Below are 16,786 nucleotides of genomic sequence, written 5' to 3'. Positions count from 1 at the left end.
GCGGGTGCGCCCCCTCACGCCGAGGGCTCGTTTGCGTGGCCCGGCTCCCCCACCGAGCCCGCCTCCCGCATCATGGATCCATGCCCGAAGGAGACACCGTCTGGCTGACCGCGAAGCGGCTGCACACCGCCCTCGCGGGCCAGGTTCTCACCGTGTCCGATCTGCGCGTGCCGCGGTTCGCGACCGCCGACCTCACCGGCCGGTCCGTTCTGGACGTCACCTCACGCGGCAAGCATCTCCTGACCCGTTTCGAGGGGGGTCTCACTCTCCATTCGCACCTGCGGATGGACGGCGCGTGGCGTGTGTTCGCCGTCGGCAAGCGCTGGAGCGGTGGGCCCGCGCACCAGATCCGGGTCGTCCTCGGCACTGCCACCCAGACGGCCGTCGGCTATCGCCTCCCCGTCCTGGAGCTGGTCCGCACCGTCGAAGAGAACAACGTCGTCGGCCATCTCGGCCCTGATCTCCTGGGCCCCGACTGGGACCCCGACACCGCCCGGGCCAACCTCCTCGCGGACCCGGCCCGCCCCCTCGGCGAAGCGCTCCTCGACCAGCGCAATCTCGCCGGGATCGGCAATGTCTACAAGTCGGAGCTCGCGTTCCTCGCCGGGGTCACGCCCTGGCTCCCCGTGGGCGAACTGCCCGAGGGCGTCCCCGCCCGGCTCGTCGCCACCGCCCAGCGGCTCCTGGAGCTCAACAAGAACACCTTCGAACGGCAGACCACGGCCACCGACCGCAGTACGCCTGCCGGCCCTCGCCGGCAGGCCTTCGGCCCCCGGCTGTATGTCTACGGCCGGGGTGGACATCGCTGTCTGCGCTGCGGCACCGCCCTGCGCAAGGCGGAACAGAGCGACGGCACCGGCGAACGCGTCACGTACTGGTGCCCGGGCTGCCAGGCGGGCCCGAGCCCGACTCCCTGACATCCCCGGCCTGACGCCCCGCCACCCTGGCCTGACGCCGCGGCACCCCCGGACATCACGTGCACCTGTGACCGGACAACGAGTCGACGACGACTAGTTGACGATGCGTCAGATCCGGCCGTACGGTCCGGGCATGGGTCTCACCGCGTACGACCTCACCGGCCGGTCGGCGTTCGTCACCGGTGCAGCCGGCGGCATCGGCCGCGCCTCGGCCGTACTCCTCGCCGAAGCAGGTGCCGCGGTCCACTGCGCCGACATCGACGAGAAGGGACTGGACGAGACCCGCAGCATGATCAGCGACGCGGGCGGCACGGCCTCCACCCACACCCTCGATGTCTCGGACCGCGCACAGGTGAAAGCCGCGATCGAGAGCGCCGGACGGCTCGACATCCTGGCCGCGATCGCCGGAATCATGCACAGCAGCTCCGTGCTGGAGACCAGGGACGAGGACCTCGACCGCGTCCTGGCGGTCAACTTCAAGGGAGTTCTGTACGCGTGCCAGGAGGCGGCACGCACCATGATCGCGGCCGGCACTCCGGGCTCCCTCGTCACCATGACGTCAGGAGCCGTGGACGCGGCCGGCGCCGGTCTGCTCTGCTACAGCGCGGCCAAGGCGGCCGTCGTCCAGCTGACGAAGACGCTGGCCACCGAACTCGGCCCGCACTCCATACGAGTGAACGCCATCGCCCCCGGCTGGGTCCGCACCCCGATGACCGACCGCCACGACGCGGCGCTCCAGCATCAGGCGGAGGCGGCCATGGTCCGGCTCTCCCCCCTCCGCAGGGTCGGTGAGCCCGAGGACATCGCGCACGCGGTCCTGCATCTCGCCTCGGACGCATCGTCGTTCACGACGGGCCAGATCATTCGCCCGAACGGGGGCGTCGCCATGCCCTGGTGAGGCCGGAACCGCCGTGCACCTGGGGACCCTGCAGTGCCCGCGTGACGCGCCGCATCCATGTGCCGCGCGACGCCTTACCGATACGGCGCGATCCGCCACCGACGCGAGCCGGGTCCTCGGCACCAGCCCCGCCACCGATGCGGGCCACCGCCCCACCACCCCCGCGGGACGCCCTGACCACCCCGCGGGATGCCGTGACATGCACGGGCAGCAGGCTCAGCCCCCAGCCTCCCGCCGCCACCGCCCCCTCGACCAGGCCGGACTGGTCCGGCGCCAGCAGCAGGCGCAGCACCGCCCACCACCACAGACCGCCGGCTATGAGTCCCAGGGCGACCACGGGCACGCGCACTCCTCCGCCTCGTGCCATGGCTCGCCTCCCTCCGGCCCCACGCTAGACCGGCGCGATCAGCCGCCGGGAGGGCGCACCGGATGCAGGCCCGGCGCGCGAAACGGCACCGGGCTCCGATCTACGCGCTCTCGGCCTGGAACATCCAGGCGTGCTTCTCCAGGTCCGCGGTGAGCCCGATCAGGATGTCCTGGCTCACGGGGTCCGGTTCGTCCGTCACCTCGATACGTTCCCGCATCCGCTCGATCACCGCGCCGAGGGCGTCCACCAGCGTCTTCACGGCGTCGACGTCCTTGATCCAGCCCTCGGGCACCGTGCCGATGGCACTCTGCGACGCCACCGTGCCGGCCCGGCCGTCCGGGGTCACACCGATGGCAGAGCAACGTTCGGCCACGGTGTCCGAATGCTGGCGGGCCGTGTCCACGACCTCGTCGAGCTGGAGATGGACGGACCGGAAGCGCGGCCCCACGACGTTCCAGTGGACCTGCTTGGCCACGAGGCCGAGATCCACCAGATCCACCAGGGCTCCGCGCAGCGCGTTACCGACCGCCTTGAGGTCGCTCTCGGACAACGGGCTCTTCACGACAGACATGCGTGTCCTCCAGTGGGTGGTCAGCTCGAGTCAGCTCGGCAGTCAGCCTTACCCACCATGACATAGACGCACGTACCAGACATTCGGGCACAAGCCATGCAAAGCAAAAACCCCGGCGCGCCGCCCACAGGGGCAGCGACCAGGGCTCAGCTCGCAAACGAGCCGCACCAGCCGTACGTATCAGGCGGCCACGACGTCGACCGCCTCCGCAGGCGCCTTGATGGTCACCCGCTCCGTCGGCACACCTGCCACCGACGTCACGGATACGGAATTGAGCATCGGGCGTACTGGCACAGGCACCGTCTCGGTGGCCGCTGCCGACTCGGCCAGTTCGGCCAGCGACAGCTCGTCGCTCACTTCTCGCATGAGCTCGGACATCCGTACGTCAAGCGCGTCGCAGATGGCGGAGAGCAGTTCAGAGGAGGCCTCCTTCTGCCCCCGCTCCACCTCGGAGAGATAGCCGAGCGAAACTCGGGCGGACGAGGAGACTTCGCGCAGAGTACGGCCCTGGCGCTGGCGCTGCCGACGCAGCACGTCACCCAGCAGGCGACGGAGCAGAATCATCGGTGGCTCCCTCCTCGGACCGTGTAGCCGCATCCTTCACGCCCCACCGTACCGCCTCGCGCTGCGGCCGTGCGGGGAGCGATGTCGTGTTCACTCAGGGCTGCAAACATCAATTCCCCCCGTTCTGTTCCGTATCCTGTGCCCTCGCATTTTCGTGCAGTTCGCCGGAGAGCAGCTCGAGCACGCTGCGTACACTCTCTCTACGGATTTCCGCCCGGCCACCGTTCAACCGCAATGCGGCGACTTTCCCTGAACCGTCCGGCCCGGCGACAGCCACGAAGACCGTCCCGACAGGCTTCCCGTCCTGCGGCTCGGGACCTGCCACACCGGTGGTGGCGATGCCCCAGCCGGCGCCCAGGACCGTGCGCACACCGGCCGCCATCTGCACCGCGACCTCGGCGTCCACCGCGCCCCGCTCCGCCAGGAGGGTCCCGTCGACGCCCAGGACGTCCCGCTTCAGCTCGGTTGCGTACGCCGTGACGGACCCGCGGAAGGCCGCCGAGGCTCCGGGGACACCGGTGAGCTCCGCGGCCACCAGACCGCCCGTCAGGGACTCCGCGGCCGCCAGGGTCTGGCCACGCTCCGCAAGCACCGCGATGATCCGGGCGGCGACGGTCACCGGTCGGCCTCCGCCACGGCACGCTCCCTGGCCAGCCCCTTGCGCCTCAGCACGATCGCCTGCCGCACGTAGTCGAGCCCGGTGAGCACCGTCAACGCGACGGCGAGGGCCATCACCCAGAAGCGGAGGGTGGCGAGTGGACCGGTCAGTGCGAGGACGTACATCCCGACCGCCGCGCCCTGCGCGAGGGTCTTCATCTTGCCGCCGCGGCTGGCGGGAATCACGCCGTGGCGGATCACCCAGAACCGCATGAGCGTAATGCCGAGCTCACGGAAGAGGATCACTCCGGTCACCCACCACGGCAGATCGCCGAGCGCGGAGAGGCAGATCAGGCCGGACGCCATGATCGCCTTGTCGGCGATCGGGTCGGCGATCTTCCCGAAGTCGGTGACCAGGTTGTACGTACGCGCCAGATGACCGTCGAAGATGTCCGTGATCATGGCGACGGCGAAAGCGGCCCATGCCCAGGCCCGCCATGCCGGGTCGTACCCGCCGTCCTGCAGCAAGAGCAGGACGAAGGCGGGCACCAGCACCAGCCGCACCATGGTGAGAATATTGGCGATGTTCCAGAGGCTGGCCTGATTGACGGCCGCAGCGCCGAGCTTGCCGCCGGGCGCGGGCCTACCCGTGCCGCCCCCCGCGGATGCCGGCACTCCGGTCATCTGGCCGCCTCCTGAACCCTGTGGTCGTCCTCCAGGACCTCGCAGAACTCGGCCACCAGGTCGACACCCTCCGTACCGACAGCCTTCGCCACGACCATACGGCCGGGGATCAGGCCCTCGCCCGAGGTGAAGATGACCTGGCCGTCCGTCTCCGGGGCCTGGTGCGCGGCGCGGCCGACCGCACCGTCCTCCCCGTCCACGGACTCGACGAGCACCTCCAGGCGCTCACCGAGCCGCTCCTCGGCGCGCTGCGCGGTCAGCTCCTCCGCGAGCCGCGACAGGTGCTCCAGCCGCTCGGCGATGACGTCGGCGTCCAGCTTGTTGTCGTACGAGACGGCTTCCGTGCCGTCCTCGTCGGAGTAGCCGAACACACCGATGGCGTCCAGACGCGCATGCGTGAGGAAGCGTTCCAGCTCGGCGAAGTCGGCCTCGGTCTCGCCGGGGAAGCCGACGATGAAGTTCGAGCGCACACCGGCCTGCGGAGCCTTGGTCCGGATGGTGTCCAGGAGCTCCAGGAACCGCTCGGTGTCGCCGAAGCGCCGCATGGCCCGGAGCACACCGGGGGCGGAGTGCTGGAACGAGAGGTCGAAGTAGGGCGCGATCTTCGGCGTCGAGGTCAGCACGTCGATCAGCCCGGGCCGCATCTCGGCCGGCTGGAGATAGCTGACGCGCACCCGCTCGATGCCGTCGACGTCCGCGAGCTCCGGCAGCAGGGTCTCCAGAAGGCGGATGTCGCCGAGGTCCTTGCCGTACGAGGTGTTGTTCTCGGAGACCAGCATGACCTCCTTGACGCCCTGCTCCGCCAGCCAGCGCGTCTCACCGAGGACGTCGCTGGGCCGCCGGGAGATGAAGGAGCCGCGGAAGGAGGGGATCGCGCAGAACGAGCAGCGACGGTCGCAGCCGGAGGCGAGCTTCACGGACGCGACGGGGCTGGTACCGAGGCGCCGACGCAGCGGAGCACGCGGCCCGGACACCGGGGCGACTCCCTCGGGAAGGTCCTCGGGCACGTCCTCGGGTGCCTGGGCGTGGCCCGGCAGCGCGACCTCGGTCGCCGACTGGCGCTCCACCGGGCTGAGCGGCAGGAGCTTGCGACGGTCGCGCGGAGTGTGCGAGGCGTGGACACCGCCGCTGAGGATGGTCTGCAGCCGGTCGGAGATGTCGGAGTAGTCGTCGAAGCCGAGCACACCGTCCGCTTCGGGCAGCGCCTCGGCGAGTTCCTTGCCGTACCGCTCGGCCATGCAGCCGACCGCCACCACGGCCTGGGTTCTGCCCTGGTCCTTCAGATCATTGGCTTCGAGGAGGGCGTCGACGGAGTCCTTCTTCGCGGCTTCGACGAAGCCGCAGGTGTTGACGACGGCGACGTCCGCGTCGGCGGCTTCCTGGACGAGCTCCCAGCCGTCCGCTGCCAAGCGGCCTGCAAGCTCCTCCGAGTCCACCTCATTACGGGCGCAGCCAAGAGTGACAAGGGCGACGGTACGGCGTTCGGGCATGGGCTCAAGACTACTTTGTCCCGGCCCTCACCCCGGCCCCGAGGGTTCCCGGCCGTCCGCCGCCCTGTGGCGTCAGCCGACCTCGGGGTCACCCTTGGTGTACGACAGCCGCTCGACCTGGCCCGTCTCGAACCGGTCCTCGACCTTCTTGCCGTTGACGTACAGCTCGATCGCGCCGGCGTTGCCGAGGATCAGATCGACCCGCTCGTCGTCCTGGAAGGTCTTGGACTGGCCCTTCGAAAGGGTGCCGTCGAAGAGCAGCTTGCCGTTGTGCGACTTGGCGGAGATCCAGCTCTTGTCGTCCAGGACGGACAGCTTGACCGTGACCTTGTCCTTCGGCACCGCGGCGATCGCGCTGTCGGAGGGTTCGGGCTTGGGGTCGACGGGCTTGCTCGTGGACTTGCTGGGCGAGGGCTTCTTGTCGGGCGCCGAGCCCTCGGCGACGTTGGAGCCGTCCTTGCCCTCTTCATCGCCGTTGAACATCGTGAAACCGACAAAACCGATCACGGCGACGATCGCCGCGACCATCGCCGCGGTCCAGTTGGGCCGCTGGCGCTCGGGGCGGATGCGTTCGGCCTCGAACAGCGGCGCGGCGGGCGTCGGCGCGGGCCGCCCACCGTGCTCGGCGTCGAACTGGGAGACGAGCGGATCGGGATCGAGGGCGACGGCACGCGCGATCATGCGGATGTGGCCGCGCGCGTACACATCACCGCCACAGCGGGAGAAGTCGTCCTGTTCGATCGCGGTGACGATCGGGACGCGCACCCGGGTGGAGGCACTGACCTCGTCGACGGTCAGACCTGCGTCGATGCGGGCTTGCTGGAGCACATGACCGATCGAAGGCCGGTCCTCCTCGGGGGAAGGCCGGTCGTCTTCGGGGGAGTTGCCGATGGACACGGGGGCGCCTTTCGAGCGTGTAGCCACCTGCTGGAGGTTCAGTCTATGGGTGGTACGAAAGGGTGGGGCAACTGGGCGGAGGGAGTTTGTACGCCATCGGAATGGCCGGGCATCCGTGATGGTGGGACATCTGTATGTCCCTCCCTCCAACTTGACGTAGGACCGGGGGAAACGGTTGCTCTCGAAACCCTTACGAGTGAGACTCCCCGCGGATCACGGCCAGCACTCCATCCAGCTCATCAGGTTTCACCAGAACATCACGAGCCTTTGAGCCTTCGCTCGGGCCGACGATGTTGCGCGACTCCATCAGGTCCATCAGCCGTCCGGCCTTGGCGAAACCGACGCGCAGCTTGCGCTGGAGCATCGACGTGGACCCGAACTGGGTGGATACCACAAGTTCGGCGGCCTGGCAGAGCAGATCCAGGTCGTCGCCGATGTCCTCGTCGATCTCCTTCTTCTGCTTGGTGCCGACCACGACGTCGTCGCGGAAGACCGGCGCCATCTGATCCTTGCAGTGCTGGACGACGGCCGCGACCTCGTCCTCGGTCACGAAGGCGCCCTGCATACGGGTGGGCTTGTTGGCCCCCATCGGCAGGAAGAGCCCGTCGCCCTTGCCGATCAGCTTCTCCGCGCCCGGCTGGTCGAGGATGACCCGGCTGTCGGCGAGCGAGGAGGTGGCGAAGGCGAGCCGGGACGGCACGTTCGCCTTGATCAGTCCGGTGACGACGTCCACGGACGGCCGCTGCGTCGCCAGTACCAGATGGATGCCCGCGGCGCGCGCCAGCTGCGTGATGCGGACGATCGCGTCCTCCACGTCCCGCGGCGCGACCATCATCAGGTCGGCGAGCTCGTCCACGATGACGAGCAGATAGGGATACGGCGACAGCTCGCGCTCGCTGCCCTCGGGGGCCTTCACCTTGCCGTTGCGCACGGCCTGGTTGAAGTCGTCGATGTGCCGGTATCCGAACGCCGCGAGGTCGTCGTAGCGCAGGTCCATCTCCCGCACGACCCACTGGAGCGCCTCGGCGGCCCGCTTGGGGTTGGTGATGATCGGGGTGATCAGGTGCGGGATGCCCTCGTAGGCGGTGAGTTCGACCCGCTTGGGGTCGACGAGCACCATCCGGACGTCCTCCGGGGTGGCCCGCACCATGACCGAGGTGATCAGGCAGTTGATGCAGGACGACTTGCCGGAGCCGGTCGCGCCGGCGACCAGGACGTGCGGCATCTTGGCGAGGTTGGCCATCACGTAGCCGCCCTCGACGTCCTTGCCGAGCGCGACCAGCATCGGGTGGTCGTCCTCGGCCGCGTCCGCGAGCCTCAGGACGTCGCCGAGGTTGACCATCTCGCGGTCCGTGTTGGGGATCTCGATGCCGACCGCGGACTTGCCGGGGATCGGGGAGATGATCCGGACGTCGGGACTGGCGACGGCGTACGCGATGTTCTTCGTCAGGGCGGTGATCCGCTCGACCTTGACCGCCGGGCCGAGCTCCACCTCGTAGCGCGTGACCGTGGGGCCCCGGGTGAAGCCGGTGACGGCCGCGTCGACCTTGAACTCCATGAAGACGTTGGAGAGCGAGGCGACGATCGCGTCGTTGGCGGCGCTGCGGGTCTTGCCCGGCCCTCCCCGCTCCAGCAGGTCGAGCGACGGCAGGGAGTAGCTGATGTCGCCGGCCAGCTGGAGCTGCTCGGCGCGCGGCGGCAGGGGCTGGGAGTCGTCGGGAGCGGGCTTGGTGAGATCGGGGACGGGCCCGCTCCGCGAGGGCGTCTCCTCGGGCTCCTTGACCCGTCGCTTCCTGGGCTCCGCCTGCTCGGGCTCGCGTGCCGCCGGCAGCGGGGACGCGGCACGCTGCCGCTCCGCGGTGACGTCCTTGGTCAGATCGGCGACCAGGGGCGAGGGCGGGAATCCGTTGTAGACGGCTCCGTCGAGCGCTGCGGCCGCGGCGGCCGCCACGTCCACGGCGTCCATCGGACGGTCCATGGCGGGCTGCACCGAGCCGCGGCGCGGCCGGCGTCGCCTCGACAGGGCCTCCGACTCGGCCTGGTCCGGGTCGTAGTCGGCGGGGGCCTCGCTGCGGCGGGCGCCCGAGCGACGGGCGCGGGCCGGGACGGCCTCGCGCCACTGCTCGTCGTAGCGGCGGTCGTCGTCCGAGTCCTCCGCGTACTCGCCGTCCCCGTACTCCCCCGGCTCGTACACCGGGTCGAGGATGCCGAGCTTGGAGCCGAGCAGTCGCAGCCGCTGCGGAATGGCGTTGACCGGCGTGGCGGTGACGACGAGCAGACCGAAGAGCGTGAGCAGGACCAGCAGCGGTACCGCGAGCACCTCACCCATGGTGAAGATCAGCGGCTTGGACGCGGCCCAGCCGATCAGACCGCCGGCGTCCTGCATGGCGCCGGTGCCCTCGCCGCGCCCCGGGGAGCCGCACGCGATGTGCACCTGGCCGAGCACGCCGACCACGAGGGCTGACAGGCCGATGACGATGCGGCCGTTGGCCTCGGGCTTCTCGGGATAGAGGATCAGCCGGACGGCGACCGCGCCGAGCAGTATCGGCACCAGCAGATCGAGCCTGCCGAAGGCTCCGGTCACCAGCATCTCGACGAGATCGCCGACCGGGCCGCGGAGGTTGGACCAGGTTCCGGCGGCGACGACCAGTGCGAGACCGAGGAGCAGCAGCGCCAGGCCGTCCTTGCGGTGGGCCGGGTCGAGTCCCTTCGCGCCACGCCCTATGCCGCGGAGCATCGCCCCCAGGCCGTGCGCGAGTCCGAGCCAGAGCGCGCGAGCGAGCCGATAGACACCACCGGTGGGAGACGGTGCCGGTTTCGGCGCGGCTTTCTTGGCAACGGCCTTCTTGGCCGGTGCCTTCTTCGCGGGCGCGGTCTTCTTTGCGACGGCTTTCCTGGCGGGCGCCGCCTTCTTCGCGGCACCGGTCGTACGGCCGGGGCGCGGCTTCGCGGTGCCCGCCGTGCCCTGGGAACCCTTGCCGGACGTACGTGAGGCCATAGTGGTGAGGTTACCGGTGTGGGAGGCAGTGGACACGTGTGCTTACTGCTTCACCCGTTCGTGTCGCCCTGCGGAGGCGGCAAAGTGACGTTCCCTCACACACCGGATGACGCTTCGGCCGCTCAGTTCTGCGAGGGCAGGGCGCTGGGGCCGCCGGTCCCCGGTTCCAGTGCGTCCAGGGCTCTGCGCAAACCCGTGAGTTTGCGCTCGAGATGCGCCGCGGTCGCCACGGCGGCCGCATCCGCGGAGTCGTCGTCGAGCTGCTTCGAGAGCGCCTCGGCCTGTTCCTCGACGGCCGCGAGGCGCGCGGAGAGCTCGGCGAGCAGGCCCGCCGGCTCCTTGTGGTTGTCGGCGCCCGACTGCCCGCCGCCCTCCAGTTGGAGCCTCAGCAGCGCGGCCTGCTCCCGCAGTTGGCAGTTCTTCATGTACAGCTCGACGAAGACCGAGACCTTGGCGCGCAGCACCCACGGGTCGAACGGCTTGGAGATGTAGTCGACCGCGCCGGCGGCATAGCCCCGGAACGTGTGATGCGGTCCGTGGTTGATCGCGGTGAGGAAGATGATCGGGATGTCCCGGGTCCGCTCCCGCCGCTTGATGTGCGCCGCGGTCTCGAAACCGTCCATTCCAGGCATCTGGACGTCCAGCAGAATGACCGCGAAGTCGTCTGTCAGCAGCGCCTTGAGCGCTTCCTCCCCTGACGATGCCCGCACCAGTGTCTGATCGAGCGCAGAGAGAATGGCCTCCAGCGCCAGCAGATTCTCCGGCCGGTCATCGACCAGGAGGATCTTGGCCTTCTGCACCATGCCCCGTCCTCCTCGCCCCGGCGTGGGGTCTCCCCAGCTCTTCGAGCCGGGGGACGCACCGGGCGCCGCCCCAGGGGGCGACTCCCTTGCGTCGCCCGTCCTTGTGCCGGTCATGGTAGCCGCACCCCGCCCGTCGCCACACCCTGTCACCGCGTTGTCACAGTGCACGAAGCAGAAACGTAGCGGGAGACCAGAAGGTTCCCCGGATACCACCGCCTCACACGCCTTTGGCCACAGCCAGTCAACAACGGGCGAAGATCCGAACGGCGGCCGCTCACTCGTCGCGCATCCACTGCTCCATCACGGAGAGCAAATGGTCAGGATCGACCGGCTTGGTGACATAGTCGGATGCCCCCGACTCGATCGCCTTCTCCCGGTCCCCCTTCATCGCCTTCGCGGTGAGCGCGATGATCGGCAGTCCGGCGAACTGCGGCATCCTGCGGATCGCCGTCGTCGTCGCGTAGCCGTCCATCTCCGGCATCATGATGTCCATCAGTACGACCGTCACATCGTCGTGCTGCTCCAGGACTTCGATGCCCTCACGACCGTTCTCCGCGTACAGCACGGACAGGCCGTGCTGCTCCAGCACGCTGGTGAGCGCGAAGACATTGCGGATGTCATCGTCGACGATGAGCACCTTCTCGTTGTCGAAGGTGAACGTCCGCCGCTGCTCCGGCGCCTCCTGGCCACCGCGGCCGCCCTGCCACTCCTCCCGGCCCCGGACACCCTCGCCCGGCGCCCCGGCGCCGTCGCCGGGCGCCCCCTGCCGACCCGGCAGCGCCGTCCGCTCGTCGGTCGCCTCCAGCGCCTTGCGGCGGCGCCGGAAGAGGGCGGCCGGACCCTGCTGCGGCGCGGACCGCTCGGGCCGGGGCTGCGAAGAGACCTCGTCCGCCGCGTCGTCGGCCGGCCCCGGCTGCGCCTCCACGGCGCCCGAGGTGACCTGCGCATAACCCTGCGGCGGCAGTTCACTCGGGTGAAGGGGCAGATAGAGCGTGAACGTCGAACCGCGGCCCGGTTCGCTCGCCGCGTGGATCTCGCCGCCGAGCAGCCGCGCGATCTCCCGGCTGATCGACAGACCCAGGCCCGTACCGCCGTACTTACGGCTCGTCGTACCGTCGGCCTGCTTGAACGCCTCGAAGATCACGCGCATCTTGCCCGACGCGATCCCGATGCCCGTGTCGGTGACGGAGAAGGCGATCAGATCGGCGTCCGCGTCCTGCAACGATCCGGCCTCCAGCAGCTGCTCACGGATCGACTGCGGCACATCCGCGCTCGCCGGCCGGATGACCAGCTCCACGGCGCCGGAGTCGGTGAACTTCACCGCGTTCGACAGGAGGTTGCGCAGCACCTGAAGCAACCGCTGCTCGTCGGTGTGCAGCGTCGCCGGCAGCTCCGGCGAGACACGGACCGAGAAGTCGAGGCCCTTCTCCGCGGTCAGCGGGCGGAAGGTGGCCTCCACATAGTCGACCAGCTGCACCAGCGCGATCCGCGTCGGGCTGACGTCCATCTTGCCCGCCTCGACCTTCGACAGATCGAGGATGTCGTTGATCAGCTGGAGCAGGTCCGAGCCGGCGCCATGGATCGTCTCCGCGAACTCCACCTGCTTCGGCGAGAGGTTCCCCTCGGCGTTGTCGGCGAGCAGCTTGGCCAGGATCAGCAGCGAGTTGAGCGGCGTCCGCAGCTCGTGCGACATGTTCGCCAGGAACTCGCTCTTGTAGCGCATCGAGACCGCCAGCTGCTCGGCGCGCTCCTCGAGCACCTGCCGGGCCTCTTCGATCTCGGTGTTCTTGACCTCGATGTCGCGGTTCTGCTGCGCGAGCAGTTCCGCCTTCTCCTCCAGTTCGGCGTTGGACGCCTGGAGCGCCTTCTGCCGGTTCTCCAGCTCGGCCGAGCGCTCACGCAGCTGCTCGGTCAGCTCCTGCGACTGCTTGAGCAGCACCTCGGTCTTGGTGTTGACGCTGATGGTGTTGACGCTCGTCGCGATCATCTCGGCGAGCTGGTTGAGGAAGTCGCGCTGGATCTGCGTGAACGGCTGGAACGAGGCCAGCTCGATCACCCCGAGGACCTTCCCCTCGAAGAGCACCGGCAGCACGATCACATACGCAGGTGACGCCTCCCCGAGACCCGAGGAGATCCTCAGATAGCCCGGCGGCACATTGACCTGGATCGTCCGCTTCTCCTCGGCGGCCGTCCCGATCAGCGTCTCGCCCGGCCGGAACGACGTCGGCATGAGCCCCGCGGAGTAGCCGTAACTGCCGCGCATGCACAGCTCGTAGGCCAGCTCCCCGTTGCCCGGTACGTCCGAGGTACTGCCCGTCGGCATCGCCATGAAGAAGGCGCCGTGCTGCGCCGAGACGACCGGCGTGAGCTCGCTCATGATCAGCGACGCCACGTCGTCCAGGTCGCGCCGGCCCTGCATCAGACCGGAGATCCGGGCGAGGTTGCCCTTGAGCCAGTCCTGCTCCTCGTTGGCGAGGGTGGTGTCGCGGAGGTTGGCGATCATCGTGTTGATGTTGTCCTGAAGGACCTGGATCTCGCCGGCAGCGTCCACGTCGATCTTGAGGTTCAGATCGCCGCGGGTCACCGCGGTCGCGACAGCCGCGATCGCGCGCACCTGCCGGGTCAGGTTCCCGGCCATCTCGTTCACCGACTCGGTGAGGTCGCGCCAGGTGCCGTCGACGTCCCGCACCCGGGCCTGACCGCCCAACTGCCCGTCCGTGCCCACCTCGCGGGCCACGCGGGTGACCTCCCCCGCGAACGAGGACAGCTGGTCGACCATCGTGTTGATGGTGGTCTTCAGCTCCAGGATCTCGCCCCGCGCGTCGATGTCGATCTTCCGGGTGAGATCGCCCTTCGCGATGGCGGTGGTGACCGTGGCGATCTGCCGCACCTGGCCGGTCAGGTTGGACGCCATCGAGTTCACGGACTCGGTGAGGTCCTTCCAGGTGCCGGAGACGCCCGGCACGTGCGCCTGACCGCCCAGCTCGCCTTCGGTGCCCACCTCGCGGGCCACCCGGGTCACCTCGTCGGCGAACGACGACAGGGTCGTCACCATCGTGTTCACGGTCTCGGCGAGCTCGGCGACCTCGCCGCGCGCCTCCACCGTCACCTTCTTGGTCAGATCACCGTTGGCGACGGCCGCGGAGACGCGGGCGATGTTACGCACCTGGCTGGTCAGGTTGTTGGCCATCAGGTTGACGTTGTCGCTCAGGTCCTTCCAGATGCCGGTGACACCGCGCACCCGGGCCTGACCGCCCAGCACACCTTCCGTACCCACCTCACGGGCGACCCTGGTCACCTCGTCCGCGAAGTCGGAGAGCTGGTCGACCATCGTGTTGACGGTCGTCACCAGCTCCAGGATCTCGCCCTTGGCGTCGACGGTGATCTTCTTGGAGAGATCTCCCTTGGCGACCGCCGTCGTCACCTCGGCGATGTTGCGGACCTGGCTGGTCAGGTTGTTGGCCATGAAGTTCACGGACTGCGTGAGGTCCTTCCAGGTGCCGGAGACACCCTGCACCTCGGCCTGACCGCCGAGGATGCCCTCCGTACCCACCTCGCGCGCCACCCGCGTGACCTGTTCGGCGAAGTTCGAGAGCTGGTCCACCATCGTGTTGAGGGTGTTCTTCAGCTCCAGGATCTCGCCGCGGGCGTCCACGTCGATCTTCTGCGACAGGTCACCACGCGCCACCGCGGTGGCCACCTGGGCGATGTTGCGGACCTGGGCGGTGAGGTTGCCCGCCATGCCGTTCACGGAGTCGGTCAGATCGCGCCACACACCGGCGACACCGGGCACCTGCGCCTGTCCGCCGAGCCGGCCGTCCGTACCCACCTCGCGAGCCACCCTGGTGACCTGCTCGGCGAACGCGGAGAGCTGGTCGACCATCGTGTTGATGGTGTTCTTCAGCTCCAGGATCTCGCCGCGGGCGTCCACGTCGATCTTCTGCGACAGGTCACCACGCGCCACCGCCGTGGTCACCTGGGCGATCTGCCGCACCTGCGAGGTCAGGTTCCCCGCCATGAAGTTGACGGAGTCGGTCAGTTCCTTCCAGGTGCCGCTGACGCCGTCGACCCGGGCCTGGCCGCCGAGGCGGCCCTCCGTACCCACGTCCCGCGCCATACGGGTCACCTGGTCGGCGAAGGACGACAGCTGCGCCACCATCGTGTTGACGGTGTTCTTCAGCTCCAGCATCTCGCCGGCCACATCGACCGTGACCTTCTGCGACAGATCACCGTTGGCCACCGCCGTCGTCACCTGGGCGATGTCACGGACCTGGCCGGTGAGGTTGCGGAAGGCCGTGTTCACCGAGTCGGTGAGGTCCTTCCAGGTGTTCGCGGCGCCCGGCACCTCGGCCTGACCGCCCAGGCGGCCCTCGACGCCGACCTCCCGGGCCACCCGCGTGACCTCCGCACCGAAGGACTGGAGCTGGTCCACCATCGTGTTGACGGTGTTCTTCAGCTCCAGCATCTCGCCGGCCACATCGACCGTGACCTTCTGCGACAGATCACCGTTGGCCACCGCCGTCGTCACCTGGGCGATGTCACGGACCTGGGTGGTCAGATTACGGAAGACGGTGTTGACCGAGTCGGTGAGGTCCTTCCACGTCCCGGCTGCGCCCGGCACCTGTGCCTGGCCGCCGAGCAGACCCTCCGCGCCGACTTCGCTCGCCACCCGGGTGACCTCGTCCGCGAACGTACGCAGCGTCTCGGTCATCTGGTTGATCGTCTCGGCGAGTTGAGCCACTTCGCCGCGTGCGCTGACCGTCACCTTCTGCGACAGGTCACCGTTGGCGACCGCGGTGGTCACCTCGGCGATACCGCGCACCTGGGAGGTCAGGTTGCCGGCCATGGTGTTCACGGAATCGGTGAGGTCTTTCCACACGCCCGCCACACCCGGCACCTCGGCCTGACCGCCGAGCTCGCCTTCCGTACCGACCTCGCGGGCCACCCGCGTGACCTCGGAACCGAAGGACTGGAGCTGGTCCACCATCGTGTTGACGGTGTTCTTCAGCTCCAGCATCTCGCCGGCGACATGGACGGTCACCTTCTGCGACAGGTCGCCCTTGGCCACGGCGGTCGTGACGAGAGCAATGTCACGCACCTGCGCCGTCAACCGGTACGCCATGGTGTTGACCGAATCCGTGAGGTCCTTCCACGAACCGGACATACCGCGCACCTGTGCCTGGCCGCCGAGTTTGCCCTCGGTGCCGACCTCCAGGGCGACCCGGGTCACCTCGTCGGTGAACGCCGACAGCTGGTCCACCAGGCTGTTGACGGTCCGCGCGACCTTCAGGAACTCGCCGCGCAGCGGCCGTACGGCCCCCTCCCCCTCCGGGGCGTGGGAGCGCAGCTCCATCCGCTGTTCCAGGTCGCCCTCGGCGACGGCCGACAGCACACGGCCCACCTCGGACACCGGTCGCGCGAGATCGTCGACCAGCGCGTTCGAGGCGTCGATCGCCGTCGCCCAGGAGCCCTCACAGGCCCCTGTCTCCAGCCGTTCGGTGAGCTTTCCCTCACGTCCGACCATCCTGCGCACCCGGGCGAGCTCGCCCGTGAGGTGAACATTCCGGTCCGCGACCTCATTGAAGACAGCCGCGATCTCGGACATCACCCCGTCGCCGGACACGGTCAGGCGACGGCGGAAATTGCCGTCCCGCATCGACACCAAAGCTCCCAGCAGCCTGTTCAGGGCCGCTGTGTCCACCTCGGTTGTCCCATTGCTACGGGACCGTCCGCCTTTCGCACGCGTGCTCTTGCCACGCGCCGCCACGCCAGACTCCACCGTGTCCCTCCCGCAGGGGTTGACCGTACTGTCCGGGCTGTACCTGGAAGCCTGCCCAGTGTTTCACCTGCGCCGAACCAGGCCATAACAGTTCGGCAGCTTCGCATAGCGTCCCCGCCCCCGTCGGGCGGAAACAGCGGCAACCGGCATCCGCTCGGACAGCGAAGGTAAGTAACCTGGCATCCGGCTGTCCAACCGCCCCGGTCCGCCCGGCGGGGGCG

Annotated in this window: 12 protein-coding genes; 2 read left to right on the top strand and 10 right to left on the bottom strand. The window is 69.1% G+C overall.

Annotation, left to right across the window (positions count from 1 at the left end):
- Positions 1 to 80: 80 nt before the first annotated feature.
- Positions 81 to 917, top strand: a complete 837-nt coding sequence (locus ACQPWZ_RS26905; RefSeq protein WP_433572574.1) for an Fpg/Nei family DNA glycosylase — start codon at positions 81 to 83, stop codon at positions 915 to 917.
- A gap of 133 nt (positions 918 to 1,050) precedes the next feature.
- On the top strand, positions 1,051 to 1,815 hold the full coding sequence (locus tag ACQPWZ_RS26900) for an SDR family NAD(P)-dependent oxidoreductase (protein WP_433572573.1): 765 nt from the start codon (positions 1,051 to 1,053) through the stop codon (positions 1,813 to 1,815).
- Here the strand turns inward: ACQPWZ_RS26900 and ACQPWZ_RS26895 are convergent.
- From ACQPWZ_RS26895 to ACQPWZ_RS26850, 10 genes are all read right to left on the bottom strand, one after another.
- Positions 1,778 to 2,182 (bottom strand): hypothetical protein, encoded by a 405-nt coding sequence (locus tag ACQPWZ_RS26895; protein WP_433572572.1) that lies wholly within the window; start codon positions 2,180 to 2,182, stop codon positions 1,778 to 1,780. The genes ACQPWZ_RS26900 and ACQPWZ_RS26895 overlap by 38 nt on opposite strands.
- Before the next feature lie 100 nt (positions 2,183 to 2,282).
- Complete coding sequence (locus ACQPWZ_RS26890) at positions 2,283 to 2,753, bottom strand: Dps family protein (protein WP_340475779.1); 471 nt, start codon at positions 2,751 to 2,753, stop codon at positions 2,283 to 2,285.
- Positions 2,754 to 2,933: 180 nt separating this feature from the next.
- Positions 2,934 to 3,317: a helix-turn-helix domain-containing protein gene (locus ACQPWZ_RS26885; RefSeq protein ID WP_313943729.1), complete on the bottom strand. Its 384-nt coding sequence runs from the start codon at positions 3,315 to 3,317 to the stop codon at positions 2,934 to 2,936.
- A 109-nt stretch (positions 3,318 to 3,426) separates the two neighbouring features.
- Positions 3,427 to 3,936 (bottom strand): CinA family protein, encoded by a 510-nt coding sequence (locus ACQPWZ_RS26880; RefSeq protein ID WP_340475777.1) that lies wholly within the window; start codon positions 3,934 to 3,936, stop codon positions 3,427 to 3,429.
- Positions 3,933 to 4,598 (bottom strand): CDP-diacylglycerol--glycerol-3-phosphate 3-phosphatidyltransferase, encoded by a 666-nt coding sequence (gene pgsA / locus ACQPWZ_RS26875; RefSeq protein WP_433572571.1) that lies wholly within the window; start codon positions 4,596 to 4,598, stop codon positions 3,933 to 3,935. The genes ACQPWZ_RS26880 and pgsA overlap by 4 nt, the downstream gene beginning before the upstream one ends.
- Positions 4,595 to 6,088 (bottom strand): 30S ribosomal protein S12 methylthiotransferase RimO, encoded by a 1,494-nt coding sequence (rimO, locus tag ACQPWZ_RS26870; RefSeq protein ID WP_340475775.1) that lies wholly within the window; start codon positions 6,086 to 6,088, stop codon positions 4,595 to 4,597. Before rimO ends, pgsA begins: the two co-directional genes overlap by 4 nt.
- Positions 6,089 to 6,160: 72 nt before the next feature.
- Positions 6,161 to 6,985, bottom strand: coding sequence for a helix-turn-helix domain-containing protein (locus tag ACQPWZ_RS26865; RefSeq protein WP_340478031.1), 825 nt, complete (start codon positions 6,983 to 6,985; stop codon positions 6,161 to 6,163).
- Positions 6,986 to 7,175: 190 nt separating this feature from the next.
- Complete coding sequence (locus tag ACQPWZ_RS26860) at positions 7,176 to 9,983, bottom strand: DNA translocase FtsK (RefSeq protein WP_340475774.1); 2,808 nt, start codon at positions 9,981 to 9,983, stop codon at positions 7,176 to 7,178.
- A gap of 122 nt (positions 9,984 to 10,105) precedes the next feature.
- Positions 10,106 to 10,786 carry a response regulator gene (locus ACQPWZ_RS26855; RefSeq protein ID WP_313943734.1) on the bottom strand — a complete coding sequence of 227 codons (681 nt, stop codon included), beginning with the start codon at positions 10,784 to 10,786 and terminating at the stop codon, positions 10,106 to 10,108.
- 274 nt (positions 10,787 to 11,060) lie between these two features.
- Complete coding sequence (locus ACQPWZ_RS26850) at positions 11,061 to 16,565, bottom strand: HAMP domain-containing protein (RefSeq protein ID WP_433572570.1); 5,505 nt, start codon at positions 16,563 to 16,565, stop codon at positions 11,061 to 11,063.
- Positions 16,566 to 16,786: the final 221 nt, after the last annotated feature.

It is taken from the genome of Streptomyces sp. CA-251247 (genome assembly GCF_050952975.1).
In the GTDB taxonomy this organism is placed as follows: Bacteria; Actinomycetota; Actinomycetes; order Streptomycetales; family Streptomycetaceae; genus Streptomyces; species Streptomyces achmelvichensis.
Note: the sequence above shows the minus strand (reverse complement) of the source record. Positions and strands in the feature narration are given on the sequence as shown.